This window comes from Methylomonas montana (genome assembly GCF_030490285.1).
Classification (GTDB): Bacteria; Pseudomonadota; Gammaproteobacteria; order Methylococcales; family Methylomonadaceae; genus Methylomonas; species Methylomonas montana.
The window spans coordinates 3,333,888-3,348,229 of the sequence record NZ_CP129884.1 but is presented as its reverse complement, the minus strand read 5'-3'; the positions used below and the strand labels follow the sequence as shown (position 1 = coordinate 3,348,229).

Here is a 14,342-nt window from a genome sequence, read left to right as displayed (position 1 = left end):
GTATTTCTCTTTTATTGTCAGGTTACAAGGGATGATTAGCTGCGCCAGTCTTGCAGGGTTTGCAGGAGCTGATCGTGATTGAGCGTGCTTTGTTCTTGGTCGATGCGCAAGGGCTTTAATGCGACTTCGCCGCGCTGCGCTTCGTCGTCGCCGAGGATGATGGCATACTCGGCCCCGGATTTGTCTGCTTTTTTAAACTGGCTCTTGAAACTGCCACCGCCGCAATTGACTTGCAGCTTCAGGCCGGGAATCGCGTCGCGAATTTGTTCGGCCAAGCGCATGCCTGCCGCTTCGGCGCTGGTGCCGACCCGGATCATATAGACGTCGGTGCAACTTGCGACTGGAACGTTATCGAGCAATTCGAGCAAGGCCAGGATGCGTTCCATGCCCATTGCAAAGCCGATGGCATGATTGGCCTTGCCGCCCAGTTGTTCGATCAAGCCGTCGTAGCGGCCACCGGCGCAGATAGTGCCCTGCGAGCCGAGCTGATCGGTGACCCATTCGAACACGGTTTTGCCGTAATAATCCAGGCCGCGCACCAGACGGGTATTGAGCCGATAGGCGATGCCCAGATCGTCCAGTGTCGCTTTCAGGCTGTTGAAATGCGCCAGACTGTCTTCGCCCAGATGTTCGAGCAGCACCGGCGCTTGTTGCAGCATGGCTTGCATGTCGGGGTTTTTGCTATCCAGAATACGCAGTGGGTTGGTTTCCAGCCGGCGCAGACTGTCTTCGTCTAGCACGTTGAGATGTTGCTGGAAATATTCGACCAGCTTGCCGCGATAGGCCAGCCGTTCTTCACTGGTGCCCAGCGAGTTGATCTGTAATTCGACTTTGTCGCGGATGCCCAGTTGTTTCCAGAGCCGGTCGGTCAGTGCGATGATTTCCGCGTCGATATCCGGGCCGGGCATGCCGTAGGTTTCCACGCCTAGCTGATAGAACTGCCGGTAACGGCCTTTCTGCGGGCGTTCGTGGCGGAACATCGGTCCGTAATACCACAAGCGATGGCTTTGGTTATGCAACAAACCGTGTTCCAGGCACGCGCGCAAACAGCCGGCGGTGCCTTCCGGACGCAGGGTCAACGAATCGCCGTTGCGGTCGTCGAAGGTGTACATTTCTTTTTCGACGATGTCCGTGACTTCGCCGATCGAACGTTTGAACAGTTCGGTCTTTTCGACAATGGGCAGGCGGATTTCTTGATAGCCGTAGGCGGCCAATACTTGTCGGGCATGTCCTTCCAGCCATTGCCAACAAGGTGACTGTTCGGGGAGGATGTCGTGCATGCCTCGAATGGCCTGGATGGCCTGTTGTTGTTTTGCCATGATGTTTCGGTGCCGGATTATTTGCTGATCGCGGTTTTGACTTGTTGCGCCTCTTTGGAGGCTGGGAATGAGCTCAATAACAGCTCGCGGTATTCGTCGGCCATTTTGCCGTTGCCGAGTGCTCGTTCGGTCTGGAAGGCTATCCAGAGCGATTCCGGGGTGTGTTTGGCGACACTGAGATAGCGTTCCAGAAAGGCCCGGGCCGACATGAATTGCCGGTTTTGATAGCTAATCCGCTGCATTTCCTGCAAAGCCGGCGCGTAATTGGGCTGTGTTTGCAGGGCTTGGCGGAAATATTGTTCGGCACGTTGGCTGTCGTTTTGCCTGTTATAGCATGTACCCAGATTGGTTAGCGCAAACCAGGGCCGATTATTCATCGGCGATTCCATTGATTGTTGCAACAGGCTTATGCCTTTGTCGAATTGGCCTTGTTCGCACAAGAAACGGCCGTAATTGCTTTTGATGCTGAAGCTGTCGGCATCGCGGCTCAGCGCGGCTTGATAACTGTCGTTAGCGGCTTCGTTATTTTTGATGCGTTCGTAAAACACTGCCAGAGTGTTATGTGTGTCAGCATTGCTGGAATCCAGGTTCACGGCAATTTCCAGCTTTTCCTTGGCGGTTTCCAGCATACCCATGTCCAGGTAGCGGGCGCCCATTTGCAGATTGAGCTTGGCCTTTTCGGCATTGCTCATCGTATCGCGGCCACCGTCCGGTAGCAGCGCGCAGCCACTCGCCAATAAACTGATGAGCAATAATTCGCAAAGCCTTGGCTCAGCTGACATGCGTGAATCCTTGGGCTTGTAGCTTTAAATGTCGGCGGCTTTTATCTTGCACCTGGCCGACCAATTGGCCGCAGGCCGCATCGATGTCTTCGCCGCGCGTTTTTCTGACGGTAGTCACAATGCCGGCGTTATGCAAAATATCGCGAAATTTTAGAATTGCGGTGTTGCTGGAGCAGCGATAGTGCGATTGCGGAAACGGATTGAATGGAATCAGATTCAGTTTGGACGGCACGTTTTTCAGCAGTTTAACCAGGGTGCGGGCATCTTCCACGCTGTCGTTGATGCCGTCCAGCATCACGTATTCGAAGGTGATGTGTTTTCGGGGGCCGGTTTTAGCATATTCGCGGCAGGCTTCCATCAGCTCATTGAGCGGGTATTTGACGTTGATCGGGACCAGTTGGTCGCGCAAGGCGTCGTTCGGTGCGTGTAGCGAGACTGCCACGCTGACGTCGCAGACTTCGTTTAAACGTTTCATCGCCGGGACGATACCGGAGGTGCTGATAGTAACGCGGCGCTTCGATAAGCCGTAGCCGAAGTCGTCCATCATTAAATTCATCGCCGAGACCACGTTGTCGAAGTTCAGCAAGGGTTCGCCCATGCCCATCATCACCACGTTGGTGATACGCCGCTCCGGCCCCAAGCGTTGTTGGGCCAGGTAGAGCTGTCCGATAATTTCGGCGGTGGACAAGTTGCGGTTAAAGCCTTGTTTGGCGGTGGAGCAAAAGGTACAAGCCAACGCGCAGCCTACTTGAGAGGATACGCATAAAGTGGCACGGCGTTCTTCCGGGATGTAAACGGTTTCCACCCGATTGCCGCAGTGCATCTGCACCGCCCATTTGCAGGTACCGTCAGAGGCCAATTGTTCGGCGACGATTTCCGGGACTTTGATGTGGCAGTGTTCTGTTAAATAATTGCGCAGCGATTTGCTCAGGTTGGTCATTTCATCGAAATCGGTGACGCCTTCCTGATAAATCCATTTCAGCAGCTGAGTGGCCCGAAACGGCTTTTCGCCTAAACCGACAAAAAAGGCCTGCAGGCCTTTTCTGTCGAAATCCAGCAGATTGATCAACGCTGGCTTAGCGGATACGGTCGCAGAGTTCATCAGCAGAGAAGAAGTAAGCGATTTCTCTCGCAGCAGATTCCGGAGCATCGGAGCCGTGCACGGCATTTTCGTCGATGCTGACTGCGAAGTCGGCGCGAATGGTGCCAGGAGCCGCTTCTTTAGGATTGGTGGCGCCCATCAGTTCGCGGTTTTTCAGTACCGCATTTTCGCCTTCCAACACTTGTACAACGACTGGGCCGGAAGTCATGAAGCTGACCAAGTCTTTGAAGAAACCGCGTTCTTTATGCTCGGCATAAAAGCCTTCGGCTTGTTCTTGGCTCAATTGCAGCATTTTAGATGCAACGATGCGCAGGCCGTTTTTTTCGAAGCGGCTGACAATTTCCCCAATCACGTTTTTAGCGACTGCATCAGGCTTGATGATTGAGAAAGTACGTTCGATTGCCATTTTGTAACTCCGTGAGGATAGTGATTGAAAAATAATGAAACATTATATCGCGTTCGGCAGGGTGATGAAAAACACCCTGCTCATAATGCGTTGATTGCGAAGCCGAAACTAGTTTGAAAAGGCTGGATCAGTCTCTTCAAGCCAGGCCTAGATGGAAATTTTTGCGGCTTGACGGTTGCTGCCGTAGAACCAGTTGACCAGCATGCGGGTGCCTGTTACCGCAGTGAATACCGAAGTTGCAATGCCAATCATGAGTACTAAGGCGAAGCCCTTGACTGGACCGGTGCCGAAACCGAACAACAACACCGCGACAATAAAGTGGGTGACGTTGGAGTCGAGAATCGTCGCGAAGGCTTTCTCGTAACCGACGAAAATACTGGCTTGCAGACTGAAGCCGTGACGTAATTCCTCGCGAATCCGTTCGTTAATCAGTACGTTGGCGTCCACCGCCATACCGACCGTCAACACGATGCCGGCCATACCTGGCAGCGTCAGGGTGGCTTGGAGTACCGACATGATCGAAATCAGCAATAACACGTTGAAAAGCAGTGCAAAGTTGGCGATCAGGCCGAAGGCGCGGTAATAGACGATCATGAAAAAGACCACCAGGAAAAATCCGGCGGTAATCGACAGCATGCCCTGGTCGATATTTTCTTGGCCTAGGCTAGGACCGACGGTGCGTTCTTCGACGATTTCAACCGGGGCGGCCAGTGCGCCGGCTCTCAGCAACAGGGCTAGGGTGCGGGCTTCTTCCGGACTGTCCAAACCGGTCGTTTGGAAACGTTTGCTGAAACTGTCGCGGATGGTAGCGACACTGATGACTTTTTCGACTTTTTCCTTGTGTTGGACTTTTTCGCCGTTAACGACTCGGGTTTCGGATTTGTATTCGATGAACACCACCGCCATCGGTTTGCCGATGTTTTCCTGGGTCATCTTGCCCATTTTCTTGGCGCCGACACTGTCCAGCGTGATAAATACCGCTGGCGAGCCGTCTTGATCCAGGCCGGAAGAGGCATCGGTGATCTGGTCGCCGGTAACGATCACGGCCCGTTTCAACAGCACTGGGGCGCCGTTTTTGTCTTTATATAAGCGGCTGCCGATGGGTTCGTGGCCGCTTAAAGCTGATTGTACGTCATGTTCGACATCGACCAAGCGGTATTCCAGCGTAGCGGTGGTACCTAGCAGTTCCTTGGCGCGGGTAGTGTCCTGCACGCCAGGCAATTGCACGACGATACGGCTATCGCCTTGTTGTTGGATAATGGGTTCGGCTACGCCCAGTTCGTTGACCCGGTTACGCAGCGTGGTGATGTTTTGGCCCAGCGCTGATTTTTTGATTTCCCGCATATCGCGCTCGGGGATGCTCAACATGAATTCGTTGGGGCCGCTTTCGACGAGTTCCAGATTGCGGAAGTCTTTGTTCAATACTTCAACTGCGGCAACCCTGGATTCCTCGTTCGGCAGAGCGACTTTGATGCCGCCGGCTTCCTTGGAGACCGACTGATAACGAATCTTGGCATCGCGGAAGGCGGTGCGGATGTCGTTGTTGTAGCGCTCTTCGGCTTGTTTCAACGCGCTATCCATGTCTACTTCCAGTAGAAAATGCACGCCGCCGCGTAAATCCAGACCCAGATGCATGGGGTTGGCGCCCAGTGCCCGTAGCCAGGCCGGCGTGGCTGGTGCCAAATTCAAGGCGACGGTGGCTTTTCCGGATAATTGGTCGCGGAGCAGGTCGGCGGTTTTCATTTGCTCGTCGGTATTGTTGAAGCGCGCCAGAATTTTGCCGTCGGCGAATTCGAAGCTTTTAACCGCAACGCCGGCGTTCTTGATGCTGGCGGCCACTTCGTCAGCTTGGGTCTGCTGCAACGGCGTCGGGGTGGACGAGGCCAATTGCACTGCCGGGTCGTTGCCGTAAATATTAGGCAGCGCGTAAATCGTGCCGATCAGTAGAATGATCAGCACCAGAATGTTTTTCCAGACAGGGAAATGATTTTGCATGGTTATTCCATTAAAAGCAGTGACAGCCGGGCTGTTGCGAATAAAAGCAGGTGGTTCGCGGGGTTAAAGCAACCTTATTCTTTGGTTTTTTTTGTATTCAAGGTTTTGTAAGTGCCTTTAGGCATCATGTTGGCGATGGCATGGCGTTGTACTTGAATAAAGCTGTTGTCGGAGACTTCCAGTTTAACGAAGTTATCGTCCAGTTCGGCTACTTTACCCAAGATGCCGCCAGTGGTGACGACTTCGGCACCTTTGCCGAGTGCTGCCAGCATTTGTTTCTGTTCCTTGGTGCGCTTGGATTGCGGGCGGATGAACAGGAAATAGAAAAATATTAAAATTCCCAATGGGAACAGCATGCCTTCAAAACCGGGTTGTTGGGCGGCGGGTGCGGTTTGAGCCATAGCGTCAGAAATCAAAAAACTCATTGTAATCCTCTTATTGTTATCGTCGTGTAATGGTCCGGCCGGGCGGACAGGCGCGCATTATGCCACACTAGCCGTGCTTATCGCATTACGGCGTCAATTTGCCTGGCTTATGCCAGCGTGCGGCCGATTTTCTCTCCCAGTCTCACCGTTTTGCCGGCAAGCAGATCCTGGTTCCAGGCGGTTTTGTCTTTGCCGAACAATACGATAATGGTCGAGCCCATGTTGAATCGGCCCATTTCCATGCCTTTTTCCAGTACCGGCGCATCGTCTTGATAACGCCAAGTTCTGGGTTCGCTGATGGTCGGTGGCGTGACCACGCCGTGCCAGACGGTTTCGACGCTGGAGACAAAAATCGCGCCAACCAGTATCAAAGCCATCGGGCCGGCTTCGGTATCAAAAATACAGGCCACCCGTTCGTTCCGGGCGAATAGGTTCGGCACTGCGCCGACGGTTGTATTATTGACGCTGAACAGCCGGCCGGGAATATGCACCATTTCTCGTAAGGTGCCGGTCAGCGGCATATGCAGGCGGTGATAATCCTTTGGCGATAAATAAATGGTGGCGAACGAGCCGTTTGCAAAGGTCTGAGCGCGTTCCGCATCGCCGCCTAGTAATTCCAGTGCTGTGTAATCTTGACCCTTGGCTTGAAAAATCCGGCCGTCGGCGATCGGCCCGGCCTGGCTAATCGCGCCATCTGCCGGAGAGGCTATCGCATCGGCAGCGGTCGCGAGCGGACGGACGCCGTCTTTCAGTTCGCGGGTAAAGAATTCGTTAAAACTGGCGTAGTGATCCAGATTTTGAAACTTGGCCTCGTTCATATTGACGCCGTAAAGGCTGACAATCGAGTTAATGAACAGGTTTTTCCAGGTTTTATTTTGGCAGTGAGTCAGTTTTGACATTAATCCCGATAGGGCGTGGTGCGGTAAGGCGTATTGCGGGAGGACGGTGAAAATTTCTTTTAAATTCATGATTCGGAGTCGGGAGTTTTCCCGCTGATAAAATAGGCAAAGGCGATGACTTCGGCGACGGCGATGTATAGCTCGCGGGGAATTTCCTCGCCGAGCGGGACTTGCGCCAAAATGCGCGCCAATTCGGGTTCGTTTTGCAGCGGCACACCGTGTTTCTCCGCTATAGCCAGAATTTGTTGAGCGGTAAAGCCCTCACCTTTGGCGGTGACTTTTGGGGCGTTCTTGCCGTCGTATTGCAGCGCGACGGCAATGTCGCTGTTGTAGAAAGTTCTACCGCTCACAGAGAATTAAGGCAGGTTGACCAGTTCGGGCGCTTGCCAGCTCGGGTCGCGGTGTTCGGCGATCACGGTGGTGTAAATGCCGCCGCGGACATTGAATTCGGCGCGTAGGCGCATGAAGTTGGGCGAGATTGCCGCGACGATATGATCGAGAATTTCGTTGGTGACGGCTTCGTGAAACGCGCCGCGTTCGCGGAAAGTCCACATGTACAATTTTAAGGACTTCAGTTCGACGCAAAGTTTATTAGGCACGTATTCGAGGATCAGCTTGGCGAAATCGGGTTGGCCGGTCATTGGGCACAAGCAGGTAAATTCCGGGATGTCGATGCGTATCGTGAAGTCGCGGGCTGGTCTGGGATTTTCGAAAGTAGTGAGGTCTGAGCTGGGTTTTGTGGTCATCGAGATGATTTAAAGTTGAGAAATATTGGGGCGTGGCGCGGAAAAGTTTTAACCGGCCTGCTTTAGGCGGATTTTACCAGCTACGGCGGCGGAAAAAATCAAACTTTTAAATTCAATGGTTTGCGTGGCTTGTCGGCTGCGGTCAAAGTTGAGCGTTGCAATATTTGCCGTGTAAGAGTTTGGTCGCGATATTGGCATGCAATAGCCAATGTCTTGCTGGAATTACGGTACAATCGTCTACCAAGCAGATTACAGATATTGCTAGATAGCGCCACTAAAATTTAAAGGGGATACGATGATGGAAATCAACACAACGAACCCACAACCCAATGCCTTAGTCACCCAATTGCCGGCCCGCGATCAAAAAGCCGGAGGCGTCGAGGAACTCGCCGAGCGGAAGAAACTGGCTAAGCCGAATAGTGAGGCCGAAAACAGCGAACAGCGCAGTGTGGCGGACACAGTCAGCTTTTCCAGCGAATCTCAGCGGCTTGCTCAATCGGCAAATACTGTGAATGTTGATAGTCCTGTCAATCGCGAGCAAGCTCAACAAGTGCTAGGGCAACTCATTTCCGGTATTTCGAGCAATCCGGGACTGGCGTTAGCGACTTACGGTAGCGTGTCGCGCGCGAGCGTTAATACGCTATTAAACTAATCGTTGCCGGGGCTGGTGGTTTCGGAGGTCGTGCACCAATCGCCGCAAAACAGTGCTTTAATCATGTCTGTTTTTCCAGCTTAGCCAATCCACTTTGGGCACATTAGACATTGTCCGCCACAAAGCTGGATAAATTCCGGCTGCCTATTCCTATTTAATTTTTCAGACCTCCAAATTTTCCGGCGGGATGTGCGAGAAAGCCACAACCCGGTTACGCCCGGTCAGCTTGGCTCGGTATAGCGCCATGTCGGCGGCTTGCAGTAGCAACGAAAAATTTAGGCCTATATGGTCGGAGCTGGCTATGCCTATGCTAATCGTGCTCGCAATCGCTTTTTCGCGCCACTGGGCGGGGTGGCCCTCATGTAACAAGCGTAGCCGCTCCGCAAGGTTATGGGCGTCCTGTTCGCTAGTGTTGGGCAGTAATAGACAAAATTCTTCACCGCCGTAACGGGCTAAGTAGTCATCGCTGCGAATCTCGGTTTTGGCGGTGTTGATCAGTTGGCGTAACACTTCGTCGCCAGCCTGATGGCCGTGTGCGTCGTTAATACTTTTAAAATGATCGACATCCAGCATCATCACCGACAGCACTTCCTGGCGGCGTGCGCTACTGAGTAGTAAGCGTTGACACTCCTGATCCAGGCTGCGGCGATTCCAGGCGCCAGTCAGCGCGTCGGTGGTGGCCAGGTTTTCCAGCTCGGAAGCCATTCGGTAATTGACCATCAACACGAAGCCAAAGGTCAGGAATAACTGGGTGACGCTGGCCGTAAAAAACATTACCGGATTGATCGGTATCGGGTTGAGGAGCCCGTATTGGTCGGCGGGCGCAAAATATATTGCCGCCGCCCTGAGGCTATAAACGAGTGCCAGGATAGCGAATGAAAAACCGGTCAGCCAGTGTGCGGTGCGTTCGTAGGACTTGATTGGGATTAACAGCGCTCTCGCGCAGGCGAAGTTGACGCCGGCAAAGATGACAGAGTTGAATGTGGCTCGCAATTGCACATTGGGATCGATTAGCGTGAACCAGATGCTGATGCCGGCCACCGGTCCGACTATTGATAGCAGAACGAGGCATCGGTAGTCAGGCTGGGCTTTGAAAGCTTGAATGCCGAGTAATTGCAAGGCCGCGCCGGCGCCTAACAGCACGGCGCCGGTAATGACCGGCCAATGGGCGCCTGGTGCGGTTTGGGTATAAGCAATGCCGGCGCCTAGGCTGATGAACAAGCTGGCCAGTGCCCAGTGGCGGAGGCCACGGATGCCGCGGGCATGCAGGCTGGCGACTGCCAGTAATACCGAAAATAAAAAGCTGAGCACGGCAATCATTACCATCATCGTGCGCAGGTCTAGGTTCATCGAATATCTCGGTTTATGTTGAGGAGGACTGTTTTCAGCCGGCTATAAAATTACCACAGGCAATGTCACAAATATACCGACGCAAGCGGCAATGCTTCGCTCGTTACCCTCTCTGTTGCGATGAATGGGCGGCTCTTACAGCGACATGAGTCGAGGGTTTCTGTGTGCTATGGGGAGCGGCAGGTATTGTTTTAGCCCTAGGCGGTCGAAGCGATATTGCCTGACTTATCCAAATTAAGATTTGACTGAATGTTGCTAGGAAAAGGGTGCGCGAGAGCTGATATTGATGGCTGTTGTCGCGCTCGAAAACAAAATCCATTCCAATCTGAGCGTCATTTCGTCGATAATAGCTGGCTGTGTAAACGGTCTTGAGCGTCTTTAACCAGTCATGAAGCTGGAAAAAATCAAACTTTCGGGTTTCAAATCCTTTGTCGATCCCACCACGATACCGATCAACGGCAATTTGACCGCAATCGTCGGCCCTAACGGTTGCGGCAAATCCAATATCATCGACGCGGTACGTTGGGTAATGGGCGAGAGTTCCGCCAAGCATTTGCGCGGTGGCAATATGGCCGACGTGATTTTCAACGGTTCATCGGGTCGCAAGCCGGTGAGCATGGCCTCGGTGGAGTTGGTGTTCGACAACAGCGAAGGCAAGGCCGGCGGCGAGTATTCGCAGTACGCCACCATCTCCATCAAGCGCCAAGTCAGCCGCGACGGCCAATCGCTGTTCATGTTGAACGGCTCCAAATGCCGGCGCAAGGACATCACCGATTTGTTTTTGGGTACCGGCTTGGGTTCGCGCAGCTATGCGATCATCGAGCAGGGCACTATTTCCAGGATGGTGGAAGCGAAGCCGGAAGATTTGCGTATCCATATCGAGGAAGCGGCCGGCGTTTCCAAATATAAGGAGCGCCGTTCGGAAACCGAAACCCGGATGCGCCATACCCGCGAGAATCTGGAACGGCTGAACGACTTGCGCGATGAGGTCGAAAAGCAGATCAAGAATCTGGCCAAGCAGGCGGAAAAAGCCGAGAAATACACCGAGCTGAAAAAGCAGGAACGCCAATACAAGCAAGAATTGCTGGCGATGCGTTGGCAAAACTTCCAACGCTCGGCGCAAAAGCTGGAAGAAAAACTGCAAAATATCGCCGCCGAACACAATCGTTTGTTCGTGTTGCTGCGCGATACCGAAAAAGCCATGGAACTGAAACGCGGCGAACAAAAAGCCCAGCAACAGCATCTGGATAGCACCCAGGCCGAATATTATGCGGTGGTCGCCGACGTCAGCCGGCTGGAGCAGACCATCAAGCACAACCAAAAAAATCACGAAGAAACGCTGGTTGAGATCAATCGCTTGAAACTGCAGGCCGAGCAGGCGCAATCGGAATGCGAGCAGGACCGGCAGCAGCTGGAGGAAATCCGTCAGACCTTGCTGGAAGCGGAAGAGACCATGATTGTCGCTCGCGAGCGCGAGGAAGACTTGCTGGGAATTCAACAAGACGCCCATCTACAAAAGCAGCAATGGCAGCAGCAGTGGGAAGCCTTTCTGGCCGAGAACGCCGGCTATCGCGAACAGGCCGAAGTGCAGAGGACCAAGCTGGTGCAACTGGAGAACCAGAATCGGCAGTTGCAATCCCGGCTGGATAAATTGCAGGGCGAGCGCGGCGGTTTGGCGGATACCCAATTGCAACTGGCATTGGAAACCCTGGATAGCAGTATTGAATTGATCGAAGCCGAGCGCGAGCAATTGCAGCAACAGTTGGAAGTGGTGCTGCAACGCATTGCCGAACTGCGGCCAGCTATCAAACAACTGCACGATAATTTGCATGCCAGTCGTGCCGAGTTGCAAAAGGTCAACGGCAAGATCAGTTCCTTGGAATTATTGCAGCAACATGCGATGGGTAAGGACAAAAAAGAGTTGGGAGTCTGGCTGGAGCAGGTGGGCTTGGAGCAACAGCCGCGGCTGGCTGAATTTCTGGAGGCCGAAGAAGGTTGGGAAACTGCCGTGGAGACCGTGTTGGGCAGTTACCTGGAAGCGATCTGCGTGGATAGCGCCGATGCGATACTGGGCGAGTTGCAGGATTTGACCAAGCAATCGTTGATCGTGTTTGAAACTCATGCGAGTTCATCTGCCGCCGCCGCCGGTCCGACGGCTCTGGCCAGCAAGCTACGTAGTAGCTGGGATTTGTCCAGCCTGTTGAGCGGTATCTACTGTGCGGAGACCATGCAACAGGCTCGGCAAATGAAGTTGCAGCCACACGAATCTGTAGTTTTGGCGGATGGCACCTGGCTGGGCAAGGACTGGATCAAGATCAGCCGTGGCAGCGATAGCAAGGCCGGGGTGTTGCATCGGGAAAAGGAGTTGCGCGAACTGAAGCAGCGGCAGAGCGAGCTGCAGATGACGATAGCCGAGGATGAACAACAACTGGCGGACTGCGAGCAGGCATTGAAGGCGGCTGAGAGCAATCGCGAGCAATATCAACAAAAAGAAAAATTGCTTAGTGCCGAGTTTTCTGCGAAGAGCGCCGAGTACAGCGCGCAGTCGGCGCGTTTCGAACAGCAAAAGCGCCGCCTGGAACAGCTCGATCATGAGATCGAAGAGATCAGTCAGCATCTGGCGGAAAATGCCGAAAGTATCTCCGAAGCGGAGATGATCAAGCAGGACGCCGAGCAGGCCTTGGGTGATTTAGGCGACAAGAAAACCGAATTGGAGCAACTGAATCAACAAATTCAGGCTCAGCAACAAAATACCGATGCATCGGTCGATGAGGCGCGCCGGCACTTGCACAGGTTGCATGCGCAAATCGAATCCTTGAAATCTTCGGAAGTGCTGACCGCCAAGCAGATCGAACGTTTGCAGTTACAGCATCAACAATCGGCCGACCGTATCGCCGAGCTGGAAAACAAATTGCACTATTCGTTGGCGCCGCTCGACGACGAGAAAATGCAGTTGGAAGAGTTGTTGGAGAGAAAGGCGCAGTTCGAGGACAACTTGCAGTCCGAACGCCAGGCTCAGCAAGCCAGCGAACAGACTGTCAGTCAACTGGCTGAGCAATATTCGCAAACTCAGCGGTCCTTGGAAAAACAAAAAGAAGCATTGGATCAAGTACGTTTCGAGCAGCAGGACAGTCGGGTTCGTCAGCAGACCATTGCCGAACAGCTGACCGAGGTCGATGCCGATCCGGAAGCGATACTCGCCAATCTGACCGAGGGCGCCACGGAAACTAAGTGGAAAAACGCCGTCGACGATCTGACCGATCAAATCGAAAGACTGGGATCGATCAACCTGACCGCGATCGAGGAATACAAAACCCAGTCCGAACGGATGAAGTTTTTGAACGAGCAGCACGACGATCTGGTCGACGCCTTGAATACCTTGGATCAGGCAATCAGCAAGATCGACCGGGAAAGCCGTCAGCGCTTCAAGGAAACTTTCGACAAGATCAATAATGGCTTAAAGGAAAAGTTTCCGCGCCTGTTCGGCGGTGGTCAGGCCTACCTGGAATTGACCGAGGATGATTTGCTGGAAGCGGGTGTCAACATCATTGCCCGGCCGCCCGGCAAGCGCAACAGCTCGATACATCTGCTGTCCGGCGGCGAAAAGGCTCTGACGGCCGTGGCCTTGGTATTCTCGATATTTGAATTGAATCCGGCGCCGTTTTGTTTGCTGGATGAGGTGGACGCTCCGCTCGATGATGCCAACGTGGTGCGATTTTCGCAGATGGTGGAAGACATGTCGGCAACCGTACAGTTTTTGTATATTTCACACAACAAAGTCACAATGGAAATTGCAAAACATCTGGCAGGTGTTACCATGAAGGAGCCTGGAGTATCCAGAATGGTGGCGGTTGATATTGAAGAAGCAGTGAGCATGGCGGAAAGCTAATGGATAAAGAACTATTAAGAGTCGTGATTATTTTGATCGGCGTGCTGGTAATGATCGGCATGGTGTTGTGGCATTTCATCAAGTCGTTGCGGGAGAGACGCGTGCCCGACGATTATTACGATGAAGACTCTTATGAAGACCGCATGGTTGACGAGTTTTCCGTCGAAGAAGACGAAGACGAGATGGATGTGTTTGCCCTGGGCTCCGAGCTGGTTGATGGAGATGCTCTGTTAGACGATAGAGCCATCAAGCCCAGCCCGAAATCTCCCGCAGACGTTTCGCGTCGCGAATCGGAGAAAAAACAAGCCGCAACCTTGTCTAACTCAAAGCGTTTGGAATTGCCGGCTTTGATCGAATTCAGCATTGTTGCTCGGGCGGATCAAGGTTTTAACGGCGAGGATTTATTCGAGGCCTTTGAACGCGTTGGACTTAGATACGGTAGCGTTAGGGTATTCGAGCGCGTGGATGCCAATCGCATGGTCGATTTTGCTGTCGCCAGCATGGTTGATCCCGGTACTTTTCCCGACACCGGACTTGACGATTTTTATTGCCCCGGCATCGTATTTTTCATGCAGCCGCGCGAAGTCGACGAACCCCTGACGGTGTTCGACGACTTCATGGAAACCATCGACATCTTGGCCGAGGAATTGGATGGCGTGGTCTGGGACAATCAGCGTCAACCATTGACCGCGGAAACCGTCGCCCAATTTCGGCAAATACTGGCCAAAGCCGCCTAAAACAGTGCATCGCGGGGACAGGGGGTCGCCGCATTTATTC

Annotated in this window: 13 protein-coding genes; 3 read left to right on the top strand and 10 right to left on the bottom strand. The window is 53.2% G+C overall.

Features of this window, described 5'->3' with window-relative positions; all coding sequences use genetic code 11:
* Window positions 1–35 precede the first annotated feature (35 nt).
* The 9 genes from hisS to queF all read right to left on the bottom strand — a co-directional run bounded on the left by hisS (window position 36) and on the right by queF (window position 7,674).
* The gene (gene hisS / locus QZJ86_RS15395; protein ID WP_301671350.1) at window positions 36–1,319 is read right to left on the bottom strand and encodes a histidine--tRNA ligase; all 1,284 of its coding nucleotides are present in this window, start codon (window positions 1,317–1,319) and stop codon (window positions 36–38) included.
* A gap of 17 nt (window positions 1,320–1,336) precedes the next feature.
* A complete protein-coding gene (pilW, locus tag QZJ86_RS15390; protein ID WP_301671349.1) occupies window positions 1,337–2,101 on the bottom strand; it encodes a type IV pilus biogenesis/stability protein PilW in 765 nt (254 codons plus the stop codon).
* Window positions 2,091–3,203 carry a 23S rRNA (adenine(2503)-C(2))-methyltransferase RlmN gene (rlmN, locus tag QZJ86_RS15385; RefSeq protein WP_301671348.1) on the bottom strand — a complete coding sequence of 371 codons (1,113 nt, stop codon included), beginning with the start codon at window positions 3,201–3,203 and terminating at the stop codon, window positions 2,091–2,093. The genes pilW and rlmN overlap by 11 nt, the downstream gene beginning before the upstream one ends.
* Window positions 3,178–3,609, bottom strand: a complete 432-nt coding sequence (gene ndk / locus QZJ86_RS15380) for a nucleoside-diphosphate kinase (RefSeq protein WP_026603896.1) — start codon at window positions 3,607–3,609, stop codon at window positions 3,178–3,180. The genes rlmN and ndk overlap by 26 nt, the downstream gene beginning before the upstream one ends.
* Window positions 3,610–3,756: 147 nt before the next feature.
* Window positions 3,757–5,604, bottom strand: coding sequence for a protein translocase subunit SecD (gene secD / locus QZJ86_RS15375; protein WP_301671347.1), 1,848 nt, complete (start codon window positions 5,602–5,604; stop codon window positions 3,757–3,759).
* 74 nt (window positions 5,605–5,678) lie between these two features.
* Window positions 5,679–6,029 carry a preprotein translocase subunit YajC gene (yajC, locus tag QZJ86_RS15370; RefSeq protein ID WP_301671346.1) on the bottom strand — a complete coding sequence of 117 codons (351 nt, stop codon included), beginning with the start codon at window positions 6,027–6,029 and terminating at the stop codon, window positions 5,679–5,681.
* A gap of 107 nt (window positions 6,030–6,136) precedes the next feature.
* The gene (asd, locus tag QZJ86_RS15365) at window positions 6,137–6,997 is read right to left on the bottom strand and encodes an archaetidylserine decarboxylase (RefSeq protein ID WP_301671345.1); all 861 of its coding nucleotides are present in this window, start codon (window positions 6,995–6,997) and stop codon (window positions 6,137–6,139) included.
* Window positions 6,994–7,278, bottom strand: a complete 285-nt coding sequence (locus tag QZJ86_RS15360) for an EscU/YscU/HrcU family type III secretion system export apparatus switch protein (protein ID WP_301671344.1) — start codon at window positions 7,276–7,278, stop codon at window positions 6,994–6,996. Before QZJ86_RS15360 ends, asd begins: the two co-directional genes overlap by 4 nt.
* A gap of 6 nt (window positions 7,279–7,284) precedes the next feature.
* Window positions 7,285–7,674, bottom strand: a complete 390-nt coding sequence (gene queF / locus QZJ86_RS15355; protein WP_301671343.1) for a preQ(1) synthase — start codon at window positions 7,672–7,674, stop codon at window positions 7,285–7,287.
* Window positions 7,675–7,969: 295 nt separating this feature from the next.
* On the opposite strand from queF, the gene QZJ86_RS15350 reads away from it, so the two are divergent.
* Window positions 7,970–8,326 (top strand): hypothetical protein, encoded by a 357-nt coding sequence (locus QZJ86_RS15350; protein ID WP_301671342.1) that lies wholly within the window; start codon window positions 7,970–7,972, stop codon window positions 8,324–8,326.
* Between the two features lie 162 nt (window positions 8,327–8,488).
* Here the strand turns inward: QZJ86_RS15350 and QZJ86_RS15345 are convergent, their stop codons facing one another.
* Window positions 8,489–9,676: a GGDEF domain-containing protein gene (locus QZJ86_RS15345; RefSeq protein WP_301671341.1), complete on the bottom strand. Its 1,188-nt coding sequence runs from the start codon at window positions 9,674–9,676 to the stop codon at window positions 8,489–8,491.
* Window positions 9,677–10,064: 388 nt separating this feature from the next.
* Here QZJ86_RS15345 and smc point away from each other — a divergent pair, with 388 nt between their 5' ends.
* Complete coding sequence (gene smc / locus QZJ86_RS15340) at window positions 10,065–13,565, top strand: chromosome segregation protein SMC (RefSeq protein WP_301671340.1); 3,501 nt, start codon at window positions 10,065–10,067, stop codon at window positions 13,563–13,565.
* Window positions 13,565–14,302: a cell division protein ZipA C-terminal FtsZ-binding domain-containing protein gene (locus QZJ86_RS15335; protein ID WP_301671339.1), complete on the top strand. Its 738-nt coding sequence runs from the start codon at window positions 13,565–13,567 to the stop codon at window positions 14,300–14,302. Before smc ends, QZJ86_RS15335 begins: the two co-directional genes overlap by 1 nt.
* Window positions 14,303–14,342: the final 40 nt, after the last annotated feature.